Raw genomic sequence first — 23,142 nt, forward strand, 5'->3', positions numbered from 1 at the left:
GCGCAGGCGCTTACTTCACCAGCTGCACCGAGCTGTCGTTGATTTCATAGGGGTGGTTTTTGAGCAGCCGAATCACTTCGGCGCCGGCCAGCAGCACCGGGCCGTAGCCGTGGGCGGCGTACACGTTCACGGGACGGTAGTAGTAAAAGGCCGGATCGAAGCCCATGCCGGTCCCGACGCAGGTGCCTTCCACCTGGCCGGTGGGCGTGACTTTGGTGCTCACGGCGTTCCAGGCGAGCAGCGCCACCGGGCCGTAGGCTTTGGCATCGATCCAGCCTTTGTTTACGGCATGGGCAATGGCGTAAGCGTAAATGGCCGTAGCGGAAGTTTCGAGGTACGAATCGTTGCGGTCGAGGAGTTGGTGCCAGAAGCCCGTGCCCGACTGCACCGCCGCCAAGCCCTTGACGTGCGCCTGGAGCTGCGCCAGAACCGCGGCCCGCCCCGGATGGTCTTCCGGTAGCACGTCCAGCAATTCTACTTTGGTCAGCAAGGCCCAGCCATTGGCCCGCGCCCAATGAAACTCGGGATGAACCGTCATGCCCTGCACCCAGCCGTGCATGTATAAGCCCTTGTCTTTGTCGAACATACGCTGCGAAAACTGCGTGAACTGCTTCACCGATTCGTCGTAGTAGCGTCGCTCGCCGGTCAGCTTGCCCATCTGCGAGATGGCCGGAATGCTCATGTACAAATCGTCGAGCCATAGCGTATTCGGCTGCGGACGATTGCGAGCCAAGGTGCCATCGGCGAGACGGAACTCCTTGGTCATGATGTAGTTCATGAAAGGATCGATCATCGGCCGCAGGTCGGCGGGCGCCCCGGCGCGCTGGGCCTTGATCATGGCCGCAGTCAGGGCGCCGCCATCGTCCAGGGCGTGCGGGTTCATAAAGCCCCGGATGGGAGTGGGAGCCTGCGGGTTAGCCGTTTGGTAAGCGCGAAAGTAAGCCGGCAGCTCCGACAGAAACTTCAGGCGGCTGAAGGTATAATCGGTGTATTTCTTATCGCCGGTTACCTCCCCGAGCAGCAACATGCCCGAGTACGTAACGCCCCATTCGTAGCTGGTCAGGCGAAAATCGCCGGGTTTCAGCACCGCATTCGGGTTGAACTTGCCGCGAGTCGTGACGGCGGCGTTGGTCTGTTTATCAACGAGTTCGGCGGGCGTAACGGCGTTCAGGTAGTTGTACACCCGATCAACTACTTGGCGCACGTCGTCGGGGGTGACTTTGCCATAAGGCACCGGGTAGGCGGGTTGCAGCAGGTGCAGGGGCGTGGTAGCGTCGTTGGCTTTCGGCGGGTTTTGCTGCGCCATCGCTGGTGCCGCACACATCAACAGGCCCAGCACGTGTAATCTGCTTTTTAGTAACAGGTTGGTTGTCATATAGATGGGATTTCCGGATGGTTTGGACGCGCAGCAAGCTTCGTGCGCTCGGCAGCGGTGCAAGAAAGCTTTTGAAAGTACACGCCTTCGGACAATCGCCCTACCTGTACTGTCATGTGCCCCCATTAGGGGTAGGCGTCAAAATATAGCAACTGGCCGAAATATGACCGAACCGCAACGAAAAAGCATATATTTTGTTTAGTATAAATTTGATAAAAAACTGGATTATAAATATCTTGTCTTCGTCTCTTAGGTGATGCGCCTAGGCATCGACACGGGCAATTGTGGGGTCTGTTTGCGCAGCAACAGGCTTAGGTTGGGCATCTGAAGATGCAGCAGGGTTGTGGCGTCTGCGCGAGAAAATGGAGTTTTGTGTATCCCATCTAAATCATTATGGGTCAATATATTGCATCTTTAATTAGGCCTGTTCTTCTGCTCGGCATTCTGGCCTTTGCGGCCGGGGCTCAGCGGAAAGGAGGCCTCCCAAAACCGCAGGCCGCGCCGAGCACACCGGCAAGCGTGCGTCCGCTGGAAAGCGGTATCCTGTCGGTGCCGGTGAGTGGTATCACCGAAGCCGGCTATTTGCTGCCAGTAGTCGCCCACGCCAACGGCTGGGTGCGGCAGGTATTTTTTTCGGAAGGCGACTACATCCGGGGCGGGCAGGTGATGCTGAAGCTCTTCAACGACGACATGCCTTCCGCCGACTTCAGCCGGGGCTACGTAACGGCTCCACGAAACGGCTTTCTGGTTAAAAAACGCGTCGATGTGGGAGCGCACGTGCGGGCCGGTACCTACGTGGCTACCCTGCAAGATGTATCGAACATCCGGGTCAATCTGGTGGTGCCGCCGCAGGTAGGGCAGGGCGTACAGATCGGCGATCAGGTGCAGGTGCGCATAACCGAACTGCCCAAGCGAACCTTCACGGGAGTGATCAGAAGCGTCACGCCCCAAACGTCGCCCCGCCCCAGCACGGTAGTCGCAATTACGGTGCAAAACGGCGTTGCCCCCCTGATAATGCCCCTTATGCACGCCAACGTCGTGCTGAAAACACAAGGTGCGCCGCCCACCATGGCGAAGCGCTAAACGGCGCTTTTAGCTCTGCGCACGCGGTCAGAATTGCTTGCTAAGTTATTCCTCATTGTAAAATACACTATGCTATGCGGATACTTTTACCAGCGGGTATTCTTTGGGCGGCGGCCTTCGGCGTGGCCTTTGCGCAAACCTCCAGCACCACCTCCCCAACCGCGCCGGCCTCGGTAGCGTCGGTTGTGCCAAAACCCAATGCCCCGTTTAAGGAGCAAAAAACCATCGTGGTGGAAGCCAGCCAGCAATACAAAGCCGGCAAGCTCAAGACAATGTTCCTGGGCAAAAATTACCGGCAGGAATGGGAGCAGCCCGTCCGGGTACCAATCCTGAATTTGGGCACCTCGCAGGGCGGCTTGCAGCCGCTGCGGCAGGGCGGAGGCAAGCAAACCAAGTCGCTGCGCCTGCGCGCCGCTAACGGGCGCGAGTTCGTGTTGCGCTCCATCGAGAAAAACACCGAAATGGTGTTGAGCGCCGAACTGCGTAACACGGTGGCCGCCAAGGTGGTGCAAGATCAGGTTTCGGCGGCGCACCCGTATGCCGCGCTTACCATTCCGGTGTTGGCCGAAGCAGCGGGAGTGGGCCATACCAATCCAGAGTTGGTGTATGTGCCTGACGATGAGAAACTTGGCGAATTCAGGTCGCTATTTGCCAATACACTCGCCATTCTGGAAGAGCGCGACCCATTGGTGCCGGGCTCGTTTGCGGGCCGTACGCTGGAGAAGAACTACAACACCGATAAGGTGCTGGAACTGCTGCGCGCCGACTTCAAAAACCGGGTCGATCAGAAGGAATTGGTGCGGGCCCGGCTCTTCGACGTGGCGGTGGCCGACTTTGATCGGCACGAAGACCAGTGGCGGTGGTTTGCGTACGAGCGGCCCAACGGCGGCATGCTGCTACGGGCCGTGCCGCGCGATCGCGACCAGGCGTTTTTTGTTAACCAAGGATTGCTGCCCAACATCGCGAGCCGCGACTGGGCCGTGCCGGCCGTGCAGGGCTTCGATGGTTCGCTGCGCAACGTGAACACGTTTATGTTCAGCGCGCGGTATTTCGACCGGTCCTTCCTGACCGAGCCTTCGCGGGAAGAGTGGCTGGCCATCGCGCAGGACATGAAAGCCCGCCTAACCGATGCCGTCATTGAGAAGGCCATTCATCAGTTGCCCGATACCGTTTTTCGCTTCTCGGGCCCTACGATCATTGCCCACTTGAAATCGAACCGCGACGCGCTGCCCGCCTACGCCGATCAGTATTACCGGTTTCTGGCGCGCGAAGTCGACATTACGGGCAGCGACAAGTCGGAATATTTCGAAGTGGCGCGCCTAAACGATTCACTCACCCGTGTCCGGATTTACCCGCTCGGCGCCAACGATCAGCCGGAGGGCGATCCGCTCTACCAACGCACCTTTAAGTGCCAAGAAACCAAGGAAATACGCCTGTATGGCTACGGCGGACACGATGTGATGGACGTGAGCGGCGATGTGCACAAAGGCATTACCGTGCGGCTGATCGGGGGCGAGGGCGAGGACGTGTTCAGCGATCGCTCACGCGTAGCAGGGCTGCGGCATCACACGCTGGTCTACGACACCCCAACGGGCAACGAGCTGAAGCTGGGCCCGGAAAGCCGCAACCGCACTTCTACCGATTCTACGGTCAACCAACACAACCGCCAGGCGTTTCGGTACGCTTACGCCGGGCCCTTGCTGCCCATCACGTACAACCGCGACGACGGCGTGTTTCTGGGCGTCGGCGTGGAGCTGCGCCGCCCTGGTTTTCGCAAGCTGCCCTGGGCAACCGTACATCGCTTGCAGGCCAACGTGGCCCTGGCGACCGGCGCCTACAGCTTTCGCTACACCGGCGAGTTCAATCGGCTGTTCGGCAACGCCGACCTGCTCGTGCGGGGCGATCTGCAAACGCCCAATTTTGTGCGCAACTTCTTCGGGTTTGGCAACGAGACGGTTTATGATAAAGATCTGGGAATCAACTACTACCGGGTGCGCTACAACAACGCTGCTCTGCAAGTGCTGGCTCGGCAGCGCATCGGGCAGCACCAGGAGTTTTTTATCGGGCCCGTCTACCAACGGGTGCGAGTAGAGCGGACGCCGGGGCGCTTCATCTCCGCGTTTTCGACAGCCGATGACTTCTTTTCGGCCAAACACTACGGCGGCCTGAAAGCCGGCTACACCCTCGATACGCGCGATAACGACTGGCACGCCCACAACGGCCTGTTGTGGCACACCGAATACACGGGCATGCGCGGCCTCACAAACGCAACGCACGACGTATCGCAGCTAGCTTCGGAAATAGCCGGTTACTGGACGCCCGCCGCTACGCCCGGCATTACCTTGGCGGGCCGCGTAGGTACCCTGCTGAATTTCAACAAGTACGAGTTTTACCAAGCGGCCACTCTGGGCGGGCTTTCCAACCTGCGCGGCTATCGGCGCACGCGTTTCGGGGGCGAAAACAGCCTCTACAACAACCTGGAGGTACGCGGGCGGTTTGGCACCTTCAACACCTTTCTGTTCTCGGCTGATTTCGGGTTTGTCGGCTTTCACGACGTGGGCCGTGTGTGGACCGACGAGGAAAATCACTCGGATAAGTGGCACACCGGCTACGGTGGCGGCCTCTGGATGGAGCCATTCCGCAAGGTGCTGCTTGTTGGGACGTACAACTTCTCCCGCGAAGATCGCTTGCCGGTGATCCGGTTAGGCTTTCTTTTCTAGCGCAACAGCGGTGTTGTTTGTTAGCGAAGCAATCGGTTAAAAGTGCAGGCGAAACACGCTGCCCGCCCCCTCCACCGACTGCACCTGAATGCTGCCTTTGTGCAGGTGCATGATCTGTTTGGCCAGGCTTAAGCCGATGCCCGAACCGCTTTGGTGCGTCGTGAAAAACGGGATGAAAATGCTGTCCAGCAGTTCGGCCGGAATGCCCGTGCCGTTGTCGATTACTTCCAGCGTCACGCGCTCGTTTTCCTCGGCTTTGCCCACCAGTTGAATCTGCGGATGCTCGCGGCCTTCGACAGCATGGGCGGCGTTCAGGATCAGGTTGATCAGCACTTGCTCCATCAGGCGGCTGTCGGCTTGCAACAGCAGATCCACGGGCTGCACGGAAATTCGCAGCTCGATATCTTTTTCGGCCAGCTGATGGGCCAGCAGCGCCCGAATGCTGTGAAAGAGCTCCTGTACGTAAATGGTTGTCAGTAAAGGAGTTGTGATTTTGCTGAAGTTGCGGTACACCTGGGCAAAGTTCAGCAAGCCTTCGCTGCGGTGCTGAATGATGCGGATGCCTTCCTCCACATCGTCGAGCAAATCGGGGTCGTAGAGGAGCGGCTCAGTGGTTTTTTCTTTTTCCAGTCGCACGTGGCGGCGCAGCGTATCGGCCAGCGACGCAATAGGGGCCACCGAATTCATGATTTCGTGCGTCATCACGCGCAGCAGCTTCTGCCACGCTTCCGTTTCGGTTTCGTCGAGCGCGTGACTCACGTTTTTGAAGGCGATCAGCGTGAACTCCCGGCCGTGCAGCTTAAACGAAGTGGCCGACAGCAGCAGCTGCATCGTTCGTTTGCCCACCGTCAGCTTCACCACCGAGGGGTTGCCCGGCTCCAGATGCGTGATCGCGTCGTAGAGCAGCTCGTGGCGCTTTTGCAGCGCGTGAATATTGCGCAGATACGGCAGTTCCAGCGTTTGCTTAAACGACTCGTTGACCCACTCGACGTGCCCCTCGGCATCGTACGAAATGATGCCGGTGTCGATGAGTTCCAACACGGTTTGCAGGTACTTAAACTGCGCTTCCTTCTCGGCGCTGAGCTGCCGGAACGTGCTGTTAATCTGGTTGAAAGCCATGTGCAGCTGCTTCAGGGAGGGGTTGGTGTGCTCTTCGTTGAAGTGCTGCGAAAAGTCGCGGTACTTTACCGCCAAAATAAAGCTCGCCAGCTCCTTGTTGCTGCGCGTAACGTAGCGCGCCAGTTCCAGCACCAACACCACAATCAGAAATGCGGCAAAAAACACCGGCGCATAGGTGCTTTTGTGGGCATAATACACAGCTCCGTACAGCAAGACCAGCAGCGCCAGCAGCCGAAAGAAAATGCCGATTTCGAGCCGTTTAAAGGTCATGTTTTTCGAGGCGGCGGTAGAGGGCGGTGCGGGTAATGCCGAGTTCTTTGGCGGCCTTGGTGATGTTGCCGTTGTGGCGCTCAATGACGCGCAGAATGGTGTTTTTTTCGACTTCGTTTAGTTGCAGCGGACCTTCGGCAAAACCCGGCACCGACAGTCCAGGCTGGGGGAGGGGCGTTTCCATGGCCGAAAAGCTAAAGTCTTGCGGGCGAAGCACATTGCCTTCGGCCAGAATCACGGCGCGCTCCACTGCGTGCTGCAACTCGCGGATGTTGCCGGGCCAGTTGTGCTGCTTGAGTTTTTTGAAAGTAGCTGGCTCAAATTCCGGCGTTGGCTTGTGGTTGCGGGCCGCGTACAGGCCCGCAAAGTGCTTGGCCAGCAGCAACACATCGTCGCCGCGCTCGCGCAGGGGCGGCAACGTGATTTCGACGGTGTTGATGCGGTAAATCAGGTCTTTGCGAAACTGGCTTTTGGCAGCCAACTCGTAAATGAGCACGTTAGTAGCCGAAATCAGCCGAATGTCGATGGGCACGGGCGTATTGCTGCCCAGCGGAATCACCTGCCGGTTCTGCAACGCCGTCAGCAATTTGGCCTGCTGCGGCAGCGAGATATTACCGATTTCATCCAGAAACAGCGTGCCGGTCGAGGCGGCCTCGAAGCGGCCTACGCGGTCGTCTTTGGCGTCGGTAAACGAGCCTTTCTTGTGCCCAAACAGCTCGCTTTCGAAAATGCCTTCGCTCATGGCCGCCAAGTCCGCCGTGACGAACGGTTTGGTGGCGCGAAAAGACCGTTGGTGCAAGGCCTTGGCGGCCAATTCTTTACCCGTGCCGTTTTCGCCCAGCAACAGCACGTTGGCCTCGGTGGGCGCTACCTTTTCAATTTTATGGAAAAGGTCCTGCATGGGCTCCGAGTTGCCCAGCATGGCCGCGTCGGCGAAAGAGGCCGGACGCTTGGGCGCGTTGCTGGCGGGCCCGGTTTTGCGGATCTTGTTTTGCAGCGTGGCTTCCAGCGTTTCCAGGAATTTCTCGTTGTGCCAGGGCTTCACGATGAAGTCGGTAGCGCCAGCTTTGAGCGACCGCACCGCCGTGCTGATTTCGCCGTGCGCCGTGATCATGATGACGGTGGCGTCTTTGTCGCGCTCCAAAATGCGGCCGAGCCAGTACAAGCCCTCGTTGCCGGTGCCCAGATTGCTTTTGAAGTTCATGTCCAGGAAAATGACATCGAACGCCTGCTTGCTCAACACCGACAGCAGGTTCTCCGGGTTACGCTCCGTGACGACTTCCTGCACCTCTGTTTTGAGCAGCATCTTGACCGCAAACAGAACATCTCTGTCGTCGTCGACTACTAGAACGCGCGCCTTATTAAAAGCCATTGGAACTACTGCGATTGAAGAATTAAATATCTGCTTTGGAAGCGTGAAAGCTCTGTTTCCAAAAGCCTATCATAAACTGTACTAAGATAAAATAACCCGCTTTGGAGCTTTCTGAGCCGGATTTTTCTTGACCCGTCCGCTTGGGTGTATCGCTACCGGACAGCAAGTTGTATCAAAAGCGAACACTACAACCATCGGGTGCAAAGCCTTGTTTCATAATATATTGATAATCAAGTAATTATACAAATGGCATAATCCTTACTTGATGCAGCAGGAAGGCGTTTGCGAAGACAAGCAAAGCCTTCGGATAATCATGGACGTACCCATTCAAAAGAAAACCTGGACGCTTCGCAAGCTGCTGCTCTCGGGGGGCGTGATTTTGGTGCTGGCGCTGCTGGCCGCAAGTTACTTTTCCACGGCGGGGCCCAGCAAGCTGAACGTCGACCCGGAGCGCATCACCATCAGCGAAGTTACGAAAGGTAGTTTCCAGGAGTTTATCCCGATTGACGGCACCGTGATGCCGATCAAAACCATCTACCTCGACGCCACCGAAGGCGGCACCGTGAAGAGTATGCTGGTAGAAGACGGTGCCACGCTCACGCCCGGCCAGCCCATTATTCAGCTCGCCAACACCGACTTACAGCTGGAGATGGTGAACCGCGAGACGGCCGTGTTCGACCTGATGAACAACCTGCAAAACACGCGCAACCTGATGCAGCAAAACCGCATTCAGCAGCTCAACCAGTTTGCCGATGTGGAATACCGCCTCAAGGAAGCCAAGCGCATTTACGAGCTGAACAAGACGCTCTACGAACAGAAGGTGATCTCGAAGCAGGAGTTTTCCGAAAGTCAGAACAACTACCAGTACCAGGTGCGCAAACGGCTGCTCACCCAGCAAACCCTCAAGCAGGATTCGGCGGCGATGCGCCAGCAAATCAACCAGATGCAGGAGTCGGTGGGACGCATGCAAAGCAACCTGGCCCTGATGCACAAGAAGATGGACGACCTGACCATCAAGGCGCCGGTAGCCGGCCGGATCACTTCGCTGAATGCGGAAATCGGCGAATCCATTTCGCGGGGGCAGCGCATCGGCCAGGTGGATATGCTCAACGGCCTGAAGGTGCGCGCCAACATCGATGAGTACTACATCTCCCGCATTTTTCCGGGGCAGAAAGGCGAGTTTACCCTCGATGGCAAGCGCTACGAGCTGAGCGTCAAGAAGATATACACGCAAATCAACAAGGGCCTGCAAGTCGATATGGAGTTTGTGGGGGCGGCTCCACAGGGCATCCGCCGCGGCCAGACCTTGCAGGTGCGCCTAGCGCTCAGCGACCAGACCCAGGCCGTGCTGGTGCCCAAAGGAGGCTTCAACCAGAAAACCGGCGGCAACTGGATTTTCAAGGTCAATGAAAGTGGCACCAAAGCCTACAAAGCCGACATCCGGCTGGGCCGCCAAAATCCCGAATACTACGAAGTGCTCGAAGGCTTGAAGCCCGGCGATAAAGTCGTGACTTCCAGCTACGAAGGCTACGAAGACATGGGCGAACTAGTGCTCAAGGAGAAGCAAGAATAAAAATCCAACGGCACCGCGCCGTTTTGAGCCAACTGATAAACTACTGATCATAAGATCCTTATAAAACATCAACCTACGCCAACCCACAGTAACGCTGACCGCCATGATTCAGATTGAAAACCTCGAAAAAGTATACCGCACGGAGGAAGTAGAAACCAAAGCGTTGAACAAGGTATCCCTCGCCGTGAACGAAGGAGAGTTTGTCGCGATCATGGGGCCGTCGGGGTGCGGGAAGTCTACCTTGTTGAATATCATTGGGTTACTGGATGAGCCTGATGGCGGCAGCATCAAGTTTGCGGGCACCGAAATCGCGCATTACAGCGAGCGCAAGCGGGCCGAACTGCGCAAGAAAAACCTGGGGTTTGTGTTCCAGAGCTTCAACCTCATTGATGAGCTCACAGTGGTCGAAAACGTAGAGCTGCCGTTGATTTACCTGGGGGCGAGCGCGGCCGAGCGCAAAGAGAAAGTCGATCGGGTGCTGGAGAAGATGCAGATCATGCACCGGCGCAATCACTTTCCGCAGCAACTCTCAGGCGGTCAGCAGCAGCGCGTGGCCGTGGCGCGGGCCGTCATCAATTCGCCCCGCCTGATTCTGGCCGACGAACCCACCGGCAACCTCGATTCGACCAACGGCAACGAGGTGATGGAGCTGCTCACGGAGCTCAACGAAGCCGGCACCACCATCATCATGGTGACGCACTCCGAGCACGATGCCCGCTACGCCCACCGCGTCATCCGGCTGCTCGATGGCGAAGTGGTGATGGAAAACGTGCACAAGCAGTTTACGACTTGAGTGCCAAGGGTTTTTAGTTAAAGCTCTTATTGTGAGCGGCTTATATTTTATTCATACGGCGCATGTTTAAGCACTCGCTTTTGCTCATCTACCGCGGCTTTGTGCGGTCTAAAACCACGTTTTTCATCAACCTAGTCGGGTTGTCGACGGGTTTGGCGTGTGCTTTGGCCGTGTACCTGTGGGTAAACGATGAATTGAGCTTTGACAAGTACCACCAAAACGAGGGCCGGCTTTTTCGGGTGATGGAAAATCAGCGCACGCCCGAAGGAATAAATACCCGCGACGGAAATACTCCACTTTTGGCCGAGGCGCTACAGGCTGAAATGCCCGAAATTGAGTATGCTGCCGCCGCTACGCCCCCTAATTTCTTTCCCAAGTTTACCCTGGTAGGCAAGGAGAAAAGCATCCGGGCCGTCGGGAAATATGCTGCCAAGGGCTTCTTCCGCATTTTCACTTATCCGCTGATTCAGGGCAACCCAGACCAGGCATTGGTAGACAAGAACGCCATTGTTCTTTCCGCTGAGTTCGCCACCATGTTGTTCGGAACCCCGGCGAATGCCATTGGAAAGTCGCTCGAATGGCAATTGGCCGATCTCAAGCAGACGTGCGTGGTGTCAGGGGTTTTTGACCGCATCCCACCCAACTCTTCCGAGCAGTTTGACTTTGTGCTGTCTTTCGATGCCTTCAAAGACATCATGAAAATAGGCCACAATGTTGACTGGGCTGATGCAAACGGCCCGTTCAGCACCTTTGTCGTGCTGCAGGAAGGCGCTAATTCAGAGCAGTTTAACAACAAGATCGCGGGGCTGCTCACGCGTAAATCGGCCAAGAACGCCAACCGCACGCTTTTCATCGAGCCATATTCGGCTAGTTACCTCCACGGCGAGCACAAAAACGGCGTGAGCGCAGGCGGACGCATCGAGTACGTCAAGCTGTTTTCGGCCGTTGCTGCTCTCATCTTGGTGATTGCCGGCATCAATTACATGAACCTTGCAACGGCGAAAGCTTCGCGGCGGCTCAAGGAAATAGGCGTCCGCAAAACATTGGGCGCAAGTCGGGCCACGCTCGTAGTGCACTTTCTGACCGAATCGGTGCTGACGGCCTTTTTAGCCCTGATTATAGCTGTGGTGCTTGTGCAAATAGCGCTGCCTCAATTCAATGAAATTACCGGCAAGCACCTGACGCTTGCCCCGAAGCTGAGCGTCATGGCTGCCTTTCTGGCAATTGCGCTGCTCACGGGGCTGCTGGCGGGCAGCTATCCTGCTTTCTATTTGTCGGGGTTCAAGCCGGCTGCCGTATTTCGAGGCACCTTGATGAATTCGGTAGCCGACTTATGGACGCGCAAAGGACTCGTTGTGTTTCAGTTTACGCTGTCGGTGCTGTTCATCGTGTGTGTGCTGGTCATCCATCGGCAAATCGCGTTTGTCCAAGCCAAAAGCCTCGGCTACGACAAAAGCAACGTCATTTATTTCGAAACGGGTGGTAAGTCAGCTCAGCAGCCGGGCGCCTTTCTGGCCGAACTCAAGCGGTTGCCAGGTGTGGTAAATGCGTCGGGCATGTGGGGCTTTTTTGTGGAAATGGGTCCGCACGGGCCGGGGCCAGAGGTAGAGTGGGAGGGCCGGAAAGTAGCCACGAACAACCTAGGCGTAAACTACGACCTGCTTGAAACGCTGGGTATTCAGATCAAGGAAGGGCGCAGCTTTTCGCGGAAGTTTCGTTCCGACAGCCTAAAAATCATCGTTAATGAAGCTCTAGTGGCGAGGTTGGGGTTGCAGCACCCGGTCGGTACAGCCCTGGGCACGGCGCAGATTGTGGGGGTGGCCAAGGATTTTCACTATGCCTCGCTGCACGAAAAAGTAGAGCCCTTTATTTTTCGCTTGGAGCCCCAAGCAGCTGGTACCGTGCTCGTTAAACTTGCCGCCGGGCAGGAGAAAGAGACCATCAACCGCCTTCGTCGATTCTATCAGCAATTCAACGCTGGCATGCCCCTGGATTACCAGTTCCTCGATGCAGCTTACCAGGCCCAATATGCTTCCGAGCGGCGTGTTGCACTGCTTTCACGCTACTTTGCCGGCTTGGCGATTGTCATCTCCAGTTTGGGCCTTTTGGGCTTAACCACTTTCACCGCCGAGAAAAGGCGCAAAGAGATTGGCGTTCGCAAAGTGCTAGGAGCCAGCCAAGTAAGCATTGTGTATTTGCTGTCCATCGACCTGGCCAAACTTGTGATAGTGGCGATCGCACTGGCCTTGCCCCTCAGCTACCTGGTGGTACGGCAGTGGCTGAACAGCTTTGAGTATCGGATACCCTTGGAAATCTGGTACTTCCTCGGCGCAGGCTTCCTGGCGCTGCTGGTGGCATGGATTACTGTCGGAACGCAAGCTGTGCGTGCCGCCCGAGCTAATCCGGTGCTCTGCTTGCGAGACGAGTAAGTCGGCTTTCTTGTTGATGTAATTGCTTGATGATAAGATCTTTATAAAAAGATTTGTGATGTTGCTTGTCAGGTAAGGATTTGCAGTACTGACATGCGGACCGCCAAGGCCCTTCTCTCAAGGGGTTATACAGCCAGCTTCAACAAAATCACTAGTCAGTTTTGACGTGTGCCTCCGGCGCCACGCTACACCTTCAAGCATCCTGGTTATGTTTAAGAATTACCTAAAAGTTGCTTACCGCAACTTGGTCCGGCACAAGGGTTTCTCGTTTCTGAACATTGCCGGCTTAGCGCTGGGCCTTACGGCTTGCCTGCTCATTGGCCTGTTCGTGCACGACGAATTGCAGTACGATAAGTTCCTGCCGGGCGGCGAGCGGGTGTACCGCGTTTATACGGAAGGCACCGAAAGCGAAACGCCCGCAACCATGGCCTCCGTCCCGCCGATGTTTGCCACTGCCATGCAGCAGGAGTTCCCGGAGGTAGAGCAGAGCACGCGCATCTTGATGTATTCGGGAATTGGCCTGCTTGAGGTAGGCGACAAGAAGCTCTACATCGAAGATGGCCTCATCGCCGATTCCACATTCTTCGATGTGTTTCCGCTGCCCTTCCAGTATGGCGCAGCGGCGCACGCCTTGGATGCTCCGGCCTCGATTGTGCTGGCAGACGACGTGGCCAAACGGTTTTTCGGCAACGAAAACCCCGTTGGCAAAGAAATCAAGATGAACAAGCAAACGCTGCTGGTAAAAGGCGTGTTGCAGAATACCCAGGCCAAATTCCATCTCAAGGTTAACTATGTCGTTCCGTTATCGCTAGCCGAGATACCCGCCAAGCGCATGAAAAGCTGGGGTTGGCAGCAGTTTTACACCTATGTGCGCCTCAAGCCGGGTACCGACAGCAAGCAAACCCAAGCCAAGCTACAGGACTACATCACCCAAAAGGTGCAGCCACAAATGCCTAAGGATGACCCTATTAAGTTTGTGCCGCACTTGCAGCCGCTCCAGGATATTTACTTGTATTCGGCCAGCTTCAAGTATGACTTAGGGCCCCGAGGCAACATCACCTACGTCAAGGCGCTCAGCATCATCGCGGCCTTCATCCTGCTGATCGCGTGCTTCAACTTTGTGAATCTGGCTACCGCCAAGTCGGTGCAACGGGCCAAGGAAGTCGGCATCCGGAAAACCATTGGCGCCAGCCAGCAGCAGCTTATGCTGCAGTTTTTGATTGAAACCGTGTTGCTGACCTTCATCAGCGTGGTGATTGCCACAGTCCTGACTTCTTTGTTGCTGCCAACGCTCAATGAGTTTACCGGCAAACAAATGACCTTCAATCTGTTTGCCAACCCCACTATTGCCCTGATTCTGTTGGTGCTAACGGTGGTGGTAGGCGTGGTGGCCGGCTTTTATCCGGCCTTGGTATTATCGGGTTTCAAGCCGATTAAAGTATTGAAGACGGCAGTCGTAAGTGAAGGCATGTTTGGGCGCGTGCAGTGGCTGCGTCACGGATTAATTGTTATTCAATTCTCGCTCTCTATTTTCTTAATTGTAAGTGCCATTATCGTCTTTTTGCAAGTAGAATACTTATATAATAAAGATTTAGGTTTTAATCGGGATCAGATTATGTTTTTCCCCATGCGCGGCGAAAACATGAATAAAAATTATGAAACATTTAAAAATGAGTTGCTAAAATCTCCGGGCGTTACTTCGGTATCCATCGGGTATGGATTTCCGGGCGATGCCGTTGCTGGCGACGCAATTACCGTCCCGACGAAAGGCGAGCAGAAGCCTTATCCGGTTACCCAATTGATGGTGGATTATGATTATCTCAAAACCCTGGGCTTGCAGCTCGTAACCGGCCGGAATTTCTCCAAAGAGCTCACCACCGATAAAGATCACGCTTTCATTATCAACGAAACGGCGGTTAAGGAATTGGGCTTTGGCACGCCGGAGCAAGCTTTGGGCAAAACGCTCCTGTGGGAAATTAAGCCCGATTCGCTCAAGAAAGGTCAAATCATTGGCGTGGTGAAAGACTTTCATTACAAAAGCCTGTACGACCGCGTAGAGCCGGCCGTGCTACAAATTAATTCCGCGGATTACTGGAAAGTAGCGGTAAAACTAAGAGCCGATAATATTACTAGCTCAGTGAATGGCGTGAAAGAAGTATGGAATAAATTCGCACCCGATTATCCGATTGAATATAAATTCTTAGACGAGAATTTTATTAAAATGTATAAGGCAGAAGATAAGCTGAAATCACTGCTTTGGGTATTTACGGGCATTGCGGTTTTTGTAGGCTGCCTGGGCTTATTTGGGCTGGCTACGTATGCGGCCGAACGTCGGAAAAAAGAAATTGGCATTCGCAAAGTACTCGGGGCCGATACCTCAACCATTGTGGCTTTGCTGTCGAAAGAATTCCTGAAGCTGGTGATGGTAGCGGCAATTATTGCCTTTCCCGTAGCGTGGCTGGTGATGCGCAAATGGTTGGAAGACTTTGCATACCGCATCAATATTCCGCTGTGGGTTTTCCTGGCAGCGGGCGTGGCGGCGGTAACCGTGGCGTTCTTAACCATTAGCTATCAGGCCATTAAGGCTGCTACCACTAATCCCATCAAGAACTTAAGAACCGAATAAAACATAAGTATTTGGTTAACAAGTATTTGTGTTCTGTTCAGTGGGATAGCGCATGCCAGAGATGCGCTGCGCTGCTCCTGATTTTCTTTATCAACGCTTGGGTTTGAGCCCACCTTCAGTTTCCACTGCCATGTTCAGAAACTATATCAAAATCGCCTTCCGCAATCTGTGGCGCAACAAGGCGTTTGCGGCTATCAACATTTCCGGGTTGGCCCTTGGGATAGCTACTTGCCTGATAATCATGCTGTTTGTGCGAAACGAGCTGAGCTACGATCGCTATAATGAAAAGGCCGACCGGATGGTGCGGGTGGTGTTTCGGGGCTCGGTGCAGGGCGAGAAAATGAAGGAATCGAGCGTGATGCCGCCCGTAGCCCGGACGCTGCTCGCCGAATACCCGGAAGTAGAGCAGGCCACGCGCTTGAGCTTGGGTGGGGCACCGCGCATTACCTACGGCGACAAGTCCTTCAAGGAGCGGGACATCGCCATGGTCGATTCCAACTTCTTCCAGGTATTCACCATCCCGCTGCTGCAAGGCGACCCCAAAACGGCTCTGGTTCAGCCGAATAGCATCGTTATTTCGCGGGCCACGGCGCAGAAGTATTTCGGCAAAGCCAATCCCATGGGCAAGGTGCTGACCTTCAAAGACTGGAACAAAACCTACAAAGTGACGGGTGTTTTCGACAAGGTGCCCATCAACTCGCACTTCCATTTCGACATTTTCGGGTCCTTGGCCAGCGTTCCGGATGCCAAGTCATCGTCGTGGATGACATCTAACTACATCACTTACTTAGTGTTGCCCGAGGGCTACGAGTACAAAAAGCTGGAAGCCAAGCTCCCGCAGATGGTGGAGAAATACCTGGGGCCGCAGTTGCAACAGGCGATGGGCATGAGTTTCACGCAGTTCCGGCAGAAGGGCAACGACCTCGGCCTGTTTCTGCAACCCCTGACGGATATCCACCTACGCTCTGATTTTACCAATAATCTGGAGCCGGGCGGCGACGTGCGCTATGTGTACATTTTCGGAGCCATCGCGGTGTTTATGCTGCTGATTGCCTGCATCAACTTCATGAATCTTTCAACAGCGGGCGCCTCCCGTCGGGCACGCGAGGTGGGGGTACGGAAGGTATTGGGGTCGGTGAAAAGCCAGCTGGTAGGGCAGTTTCTGCTGGAATCTATCCTGCTGACAATGATAGCGTTGGCGCTAGCACTCGTGCTGATCGTGATGGCGTTGCCGGTATTCAACGAGTTGGCAGGCAAAGAATTAGGCCTAGACTTCACTACTGATCCGTGGCTGGTGCCGGGATTACTACTGTTTGGGGTGCTGGTAGGCATTTTGGCCGGCAGTTATCCGGCTTTTTTCCTGTCGTCCTTCAACCCGGTGGCAGTGCTGAAGGGGAAGTTTACGTCGGGTAAAGGCAGCATTGGGCTGCGAAGTGGGCTGGTGGTATTTCAGTTCTGTATTTCGATAGTGCTAATTATCAGTACCACAGTGGTTTACCAGCAGCTTCACTACATCCAAAACAAGAAGCTGGGCTACGACAAAGACCACGTATTGGTGCTGCCGGAAACGTGGGTGCTGGGCAAGCACGCCGAAGCGTTTCGGCAACTGCTACTGCAAGACCCCAGGGTGGTGAGCGTGAGCACTTCGGGGTATCTGCCGGCGGGCCCGAGTTTCTCCAACAACTTCTTTGTCTCGACGGATGACAACCCGGCGCAGCTCACCAAGACACTTCGCTACGAAGTTGATCCCCAATACATTCCGACGCTAGGCATTCGGCTGGCGGCGGGCCGCAATTTCTCCAAAGCGTTTTCAACCGATACGGCCGCGGTTATTCTCAACGAAATGGCCGCCCGGACGTTTGGCTGGGGGAAAAATGCACTCGGCCACACGCTGTCGCGCTCCGACAACCAAGGCAAAAAGCGGACGTTTCGGGTGATCGGCGTCATCCGGGATTTCCATTTCAAATCGCTGCACGAGCCTATTTCGCCCTTGCTCATGACGCTGGGCGACAACTCTGGCTCCGTGATTGCGAAAGTCAAAACGCAGGACATTGCGGGCTTACTAGCTTCCCTGAAAAAGCAATGGAGCAGCTTTGTACCCGAAGAGCCTTTCTTGTATTCGTTTATGGATGAGCGCTTTATGCAAACCTATGAAGCGGAAAGGAAAATCGGGCGCATCCTCTACATCTTCGCCGGCCTGACCATTTTCGTCGCCTGTCTGGGCCTGTTTGGGTTGGCTACGTTCACGGCCGAGCAGCGCACCAAAGAGATCGGTATTCGCAAAGTGCTAGGCGCTTCGGTGACCAACATTGTGGGCCTGCTGTCCCGCGATTTCCTCCGGCTGGTGCTCATTGCCAATCTCGTGGCGTGGCCGTTGGCTTGGTGGGCCATCAACAAATGGCTCCAAGATTTTGCCTACCGCGTCAGCATCGGATGGTGGGTGTTTGCATTGGCGGGCGTAGCCGCCTTACTTATCGCGCTGCTTACAGTTAGTGTTCAAGCCACGCGGGCTGCCATAGCTAATCCAGTAAAGTCGCTGCGAGCTGGATAGAAATGGGTTAAAATATTGATTATTAACGGTTTAAATATATAGCTGGTGCACTGTAAGAATCCATTTCTATCGTTGTTTGGGTTTGACAATGTATATCGTTATTTATACTCACTAAAAAATGTTATAAATTAAAACAAATAAATGCAATATTTAATAAGTGTATACATTCGGCCATCAATCTGGCGTTTCCATCGGCTGGCCTGAGAACCTTCTGTTAAAGGCCATTGGTCAAGGAAAGTCGGTGGGGGCATCGTGTTGGAGCGTTGGGTTTTTCACAACCTAACCCACCCATAACACGGTACAAAAACTACTGCCCATTGCCACTGCGCTGGGTCTGCTGCTATTAGCCAGCCCGGCCTTTGCCCAGCATTACGAGAAGATTGCCAAACAGATTGTAAACGCCTCGGCCGGCGTGAAGCCTGGAGATGCCGTTATTATCTCGGGCGGAGTGCATACCCTGCCGCTGATGGAAGCCGTGGCCGTGGAAGTGGCCCGCGCGGGCGGTCAGCCCAACATGTGGATCAGCACCGACAAAACAGTGCGCGCCGTGAATATGGAGACGCCTGAGGCGGCCATCCAAGCCAACAAGTTTAGCAACATGTCGCTGCAGGCAGATGTGCTCATCAGCTTGCCCAGTGTGGAGGATAGCCGTGCAGTAATGGCTGGCATGACTCCGGCCCGAGGAGCTAAATTCAGCCAGGCCGCTGCCGCATCCGGCTACGCGCAGGAACTTGACGCCAGCAAGCTGCGCGGCGTGTCGGTGAGCTATCCGAGCAAGAGCCTCGCGGCAGCGCAACAGCTCGACTACGCCAGCCACGAGCAAATGATATGGAGTAGCATTGGAGCCGACTGCTCGTCCATCGCCATGCAGGCAGACAAAATAAAGCAGCTACTGGCCACTGGTAAAAAATGCACATTACCTCGCCAGCCGGCACAGACATGACAGTGGATCTTGCCAGCCGCCCCGTATTTGCCGATGATGGGAGCCTATCGGCTGCCGATCAGCAAGAAAAGCTGATCCTGAACCGAACGGCAAGCTTGCCCGACGGACTAGTTTATGGTACCTGCCAGGAAACCTCGGCTACGGGCCGCCTGGCGTTTGCCAACGACGAAATTTCCGCAGGCAAGCCCCTAAAAGGCTTTAAAGCAGACCTGAAAAATGGGCAGGTTGAAAATGTACGGGCCGAGGTGGGCGCCGATGCTTTCAAAGAAGGGTTTGCTACTGTGGGGGCTTCGGGATTACAGGTAGGAAGGTTTTCCATTGGGCTGAATCCGGGGATGAAAATAGACGACGAGAAGGTATACCATCCGGCTTCGGCAGCAGGCATGGTGTTCGTGAGCACAGGCAATAATGCCCTGTTCGGCGGCCAGAACAAAACGCTGGGTGGTTACAGCTTCCCCATCGCCAACGCCACAGTTGACGTCGACGGCAAAGTGATCGTGCGCAACGGCCAGCTCGTGTCGCCGACCATAGCCAGCTCGAAGCCCGCGCCGAAGAAAAAACAGAAGTAACTAGCAGCACGCACTCTGCCGCGTTTTAAGGGCCATCTGATGTTTCATTGGCTGGCCCCTTTTGTCGTTTAGATGACTATGGAGTTATCCTAATGCTAACCGGGATGCAGTTGACGAAAGGCCGCTGCTCAAATGACGTAGCTTACAAAGCATTAAAGAGAGGGCGCAAACCCAATCTTTGTCAAATAGATAGCTCCCACTATAGATATATTAGCTACTCTGCTATCAAAACTATGAAAAAAAATTACAAAATATTTATATTATATGCAGCTAAATATCCTTTATTTTACATAATAATCTTGAAACATTACTATGCGCAGTTTTTTTGTCTTTATAGTTTGCCTTTTTGCTAATGCCCTGATTTTAGTCAATTCGGCTTATGCTACCACCTATTACGTAAGCACAAATGGCAACGATGAAAGCGATGGCACTTCCGTTGGGAGTGCGTGGAAAAGCGTTAATAAAGTGAATCAGGCAACGTTGCAGCCGGGGGACCGGGTATTGTTTGAAGCAGGCCACACCTTTTCGGGGTCGTTACAGCTGCACAATAGCGGTACTACCGCTCAGCCAATTATTGTTAGTTCGTATGGCAAAGGCCCTGCAACAATCAGCAGTGGCAACGATCAAGGGTTTGGGGCCTATAATGTGGCTGGAATTGAGCTGCGGCGGATAAATTTTATGGGTGCAGGCCGGCTTGATAATGCAGCAGTGGGTGTGTATTTCGCGGTCAGAAGCGCTGATACCCATCTGACCCACCTTGTGCTGGACAGTGTAGATGTATGTGGTTATCAATCCCTTGGAATTTTCATCGCCGGTGAAAACGGCACCAGTGGCTATGCTGACGTGCGAATAACCAACTCCTCTATGCACGAAAACGGAGACACTGGCTTGTACGTCTATGCCAAGGAATTGGGAGCGCATCGCAATTGGTATGTGGGCAACTGCAAATCCTACGATAATTCCGGTATAAGTACGATCACATATACAAATACTGGCAGTGGCATAACTTTAGCCAATATTGATGGTGTGCTCGTAGAAAAATGCGAAGCGTACAACAACGGGTGGCTGAACGTGCAAGCTGGTTCCGGACCGATTGGGATTTGGGCTTACTGCTGCAACAACCTCATTATACAGTTTTGTGAGTCCCATCACAACCGCACGAGTACCATTGATGGCGGTGGATTCGATCTGGATGGCGGCTGCACGAACGCTATCATGCAGTACAATTATTCGCATGATAATCAGGGCGTGGGATATGTTCTGGCCCAATACGAAGGCGCGCCCCCCTGCCATGACGTAACTATTCGCTACAACATAAGTGAGAACGATGCACGCAGTTATGCGGCATCCATTACGTTATGGGCATCGGGAAATAGTAGTGGCATAGACAGAGCCCACATCTACAACAACACCATCTACGTTACGCCTTCGCCTAACAAGCAACCGGTAGCCATATGGATTTTGAGTTCGGGCATTAGAAGCACTGCATTCCGTAACAACATTATTCAAACGACTGGCGGTCTGCCATTTGTGTTTGACGAGGGCGGCGAAGCTGTATTTCAGGGAAATTGCTACTGGGGTAGTGGTTCGGCCGGATGGTGGCGGCAGAAGTCTTCGGTATTTCAAAGCCTCGCCGATTGGCGCACCAGTACAGGTGCCGAACGCATCGGCAATACCGACATCGGCCTAGAAACCGATCCGCAGTTGGTTGCTCCCGGCGCAGGGGGAACCAATCCGGGCGATCTGAGCCGGTCGATGAATGCCTGGAAACCTTACCAATTACAGCCCACTTCGCCAATGATTGGGGCCGGGCTGGATTTGAACCAGTTTGGCATTTCGCCGGGGCCACGCGATCTCTACGGCTTGCCTACACCAGCTGCCGGCTTGCGCGGAAATATCGGTGCTTATGAAGGCAGCGGGCGCCCGTTGCCGGTCGAGCTAATTAGCTTTCAAGCCGAAGTAAAATCCAGCCAGGCATCATTGCGGTGGGCGACGGCCAGCGAGCGAAGCAGCGCTTTTTTCGAAATTCAGCGCTCTCTGGATGGCAAAACGTTCAGTGGAGTAGGGCAACTGGCAGCTGCCGGCACAAGCTCCACCGTGCGCTTCTACCAATGGGACGATTCGCAGCGGCTTACGCAGGCCACGTATTACCGCCTGCGGCAAATCGACCTGGATGGCTCTTCGCACTACAGTAAGGTGGCCGTCGTTTCGCCCAATTCCTCCGCGCAACATGCCATCAGTGTGTTTCCCAACCCCGCAGCAAAAGGGCAGTTGCTCTACCTCGACCTAGCTAAGTTTTCGGGCCAGAGTGTGCAGATCCGCGTTGCCGATTTGATGGGGCAAACTATTCATCATCAACGGGTTGCAGCGGACAATACAGCAGCAAACGTACCGCTCCAACTGCCCGCCCAAACTTCGCCAGGAACCTACGTTCTCTCTGTAACTTCCGGCAAGCAAACAATCCATGCCAAGTTTATAATAAATTGATATACAAATAGTTACGGAGCGGTGGTGCTGGATAGCAACGCCTGGCACTGCTTGGCGATTTCCAACTCCTCGTTGGTCGGGATTACCAGGATTTTGGCCCTCGAATCGACGGTGTTGATTTCTCGGTTTTGCTTGCTGCGCACCTGGTTTTTTACTTCGTCGAGGTGCAGACCCAGGAAGTCGAGGTTTTGGCAGACGCGGTGCCGCAACAAACTGTCGTTTTCGCCTACGCCAGCCGTAAACACGATGGCGTCGAGGCCGTTGAGCACAGCCGCGTAAGCTCCGATGTACTTGCGGATGCGGTACGCATACAAATCATAGGCGAGGTTGGCCCGCTCGTCGCCCTGCGCGATGGCCTGGCTGATGTCGCGCATGTCGCTTAGGCCGGTGAGGCCCAGCATGCCGCTGCGCTTGTTGAGCAGCGTGCTCACTTGATCGGCGTCGTAGCCAAGCTGGGTAATGAGGTGAAAAATAACCGACGGGTCGAGGTCGCCGGACCGGGTGCCCATCACCAACCCACTAAGCGGACCAAAGCCCATGCTGGTATCCAAAGAGCGGCCGCCAGCCACGGCGGCCATGCTGCACCCATTGCCCAAATGAATGGTAATAAGCTTAGCATCAGACTTCCGTAAATACTCTGCGGCTTGTTCGGCCACGTACTTATGGCTGGTGCCGTGAAAGCCATACACCCGAATTCCGTAGTCGGTATACAAGGTTGTGGGCAAGGCGTAGCGAAAAGCCGGCTCAGGCAGCGTCTGGTGAAAAGCAGTGTCGAAAACGGCCACTTGCTGGGCCTGGGGGAAAATCTTTTCGGCCACTTCAATGCCCATATAATTGGCCGGGTTGTGCAGCGGCGCGAGTGGAAACAGCTTTTTAATCTCCTCTTTCACCTGCGGCGTAATGACTGTGGTCGCGGCAAAGTGCTCGCCGCCGTGTACCACCCGGTGCCCCACCACCTCAATTTCTTCCGGCTTCCGGATAACGCCGATCTCGCTGTTAGTCAGTAGCTCGACGGCTTCCCGCAGGCCCGCTTCATGGTCGGGCAGGTCGAGCGTGCGCTGCACTGCTTGCTCTTGTTCGCCCGCAAAAACCTTGTGCGTGACCAGCGAATTCTCCAAGCCAATCCGCTCGATCAGGCCGCTGCAAATGGGTTGCTCAGTAGGCAGCCGAAAAAGCTGGTATTTGATGGAACTGCTGCCCGAATTAACGACAAAGATATTCATTTGATAATC

General features: G+C 54.8%; 14 protein-coding genes. 10 read left to right on the forward strand and 4 right to left on the reverse strand.

Features of this window, described 5'->3' with window-relative positions:
• Nucleotides 1–10: 10 nt before the first annotated feature.
• Nucleotides 11–1,375, reverse strand: a complete 1,365-nt coding sequence (locus H9I52_RS05130; RefSeq protein WP_187452950.1) for a glycoside hydrolase family 88 protein — start codon at nt 1,373–1,375, stop codon at nt 11–13.
• A gap of 393 nt (nt 1,376–1,768) precedes the next feature.
• Here H9I52_RS05130 and H9I52_RS05135 point away from each other — a divergent pair, with 393 nt between their 5' ends.
• Both H9I52_RS05135 and H9I52_RS05140 read left to right on the forward strand, forming a co-directional pair.
• Entirely contained in the window at nt 1,769–2,458 is a 690-nt protein-coding gene (locus tag H9I52_RS05135; protein ID WP_222940404.1) for an efflux RND transporter periplasmic adaptor subunit, read from the forward strand.
• Between the two features lie 74 nt (nt 2,459–2,532).
• Nucleotides 2,533–5,178 carry a hypothetical protein gene (locus H9I52_RS05140; protein WP_187452951.1) on the forward strand — a complete coding sequence of 882 codons (2,646 nt, stop codon included), beginning with the start codon at nt 2,533–2,535 and terminating at the stop codon, nt 5,176–5,178.
• A gap of 36 nt (nt 5,179–5,214) precedes the next feature.
• Here H9I52_RS05140 and H9I52_RS05145 read toward each other — a convergent pair whose 3' ends face one another.
• Together H9I52_RS05145 and H9I52_RS05150 are read right to left on the reverse strand one after the other, a co-directional pair.
• On the reverse strand, nt 5,215–6,567 hold the full coding sequence (locus tag H9I52_RS05145) for a sensor histidine kinase (protein WP_187452952.1): 1,353 nt from the start codon (nt 6,565–6,567) through the stop codon (nt 5,215–5,217).
• Nucleotides 6,557–7,939 carry a sigma-54-dependent transcriptional regulator gene (locus tag H9I52_RS05150; protein ID WP_187452953.1) on the reverse strand — a complete coding sequence of 461 codons (1,383 nt, stop codon included), beginning with the start codon at nt 7,937–7,939 and terminating at the stop codon, nt 6,557–6,559. The genes H9I52_RS05145 and H9I52_RS05150 overlap by 11 nt, the downstream gene beginning before the upstream one ends.
• 313 nt (nt 7,940–8,252) lie before the next feature.
• Here H9I52_RS05150 and H9I52_RS05155 point away from each other — a divergent pair, with 313 nt between their 5' ends.
• The 8 genes from H9I52_RS05155 (at nt 8,253) to H9I52_RS05190 (ending at nt 21,910) form a co-directional block, all read left to right on the forward strand.
• Nucleotides 8,253–9,512, forward strand: coding sequence for an efflux RND transporter periplasmic adaptor subunit (locus H9I52_RS05155; RefSeq protein WP_187452954.1), 1,260 nt, complete (start codon nt 8,253–8,255; stop codon nt 9,510–9,512).
• Nucleotides 9,513–9,615: 103 nt separating this feature from the next.
• A complete protein-coding gene (locus tag H9I52_RS05160) occupies nt 9,616–10,305 on the forward strand; it encodes an ABC transporter ATP-binding protein (RefSeq protein WP_139513655.1) in 690 nt (229 codons plus the stop codon).
• Nucleotides 10,306–10,367: 62 nt separating this feature from the next.
• Complete coding sequence (locus H9I52_RS05165) at nt 10,368–12,734, forward strand: ABC transporter permease (protein ID WP_187452955.1); 2,367 nt, start codon at nt 10,368–10,370, stop codon at nt 12,732–12,734.
• A 208-nt stretch (nt 12,735–12,942) separates the two neighbouring features.
• A complete protein-coding gene (locus H9I52_RS05170; protein ID WP_187452956.1) occupies nt 12,943–15,360 on the forward strand; it encodes an ABC transporter permease in 2,418 nt (805 codons plus the stop codon).
• A gap of 130 nt (nt 15,361–15,490) precedes the next feature.
• Nucleotides 15,491–17,911, forward strand: a complete 2,421-nt coding sequence (locus H9I52_RS05175; protein WP_187452957.1) for an ABC transporter permease — start codon at nt 15,491–15,493, stop codon at nt 17,909–17,911.
• A 337-nt stretch (nt 17,912–18,248) separates the two neighbouring features.
• Nucleotides 18,249–18,854: an aminopeptidase gene (locus H9I52_RS05180; RefSeq protein WP_262385972.1), complete on the forward strand. Its 606-nt coding sequence runs from the start codon at nt 18,249–18,251 to the stop codon at nt 18,852–18,854.
• The gene (locus H9I52_RS05185) at nt 18,851–19,423 is read left to right on the forward strand and encodes an aminopeptidase (RefSeq protein WP_187452958.1); all 573 of its coding nucleotides are present in this window, start codon (nt 18,851–18,853) and stop codon (nt 19,421–19,423) included. Before H9I52_RS05180 ends, H9I52_RS05185 begins: the two co-directional genes overlap by 4 nt.
• A gap of 312 nt (nt 19,424–19,735) precedes the next feature.
• Nucleotides 19,736–21,910 carry a T9SS type A sorting domain-containing protein gene (locus H9I52_RS05190; protein ID WP_187452959.1) on the forward strand — a complete coding sequence of 725 codons (2,175 nt, stop codon included), beginning with the start codon at nt 19,736–19,738 and terminating at the stop codon, nt 21,908–21,910.
• Nucleotides 21,911–21,921: 11 nt separating this feature from the next.
• Here the strand turns inward: H9I52_RS05190 and H9I52_RS05195 are convergent, their stop codons facing one another.
• The gene (locus H9I52_RS05195) at nt 21,922–23,133 is read right to left on the reverse strand and encodes an acetate/propionate family kinase (RefSeq protein WP_187452960.1); all 1,212 of its coding nucleotides are present in this window, start codon (nt 23,131–23,133) and stop codon (nt 21,922–21,924) included.
• Nucleotides 23,134–23,142 lie beyond the last annotated feature (9 nt).

This window comes from Hymenobacter sp. BT491 (assembly GCF_014349165.1).
In the GTDB taxonomy this organism is placed as follows: domain Bacteria; phylum Bacteroidota; class Bacteroidia; order Cytophagales; family Hymenobacteraceae; genus Hymenobacter; species Hymenobacter jejuensis.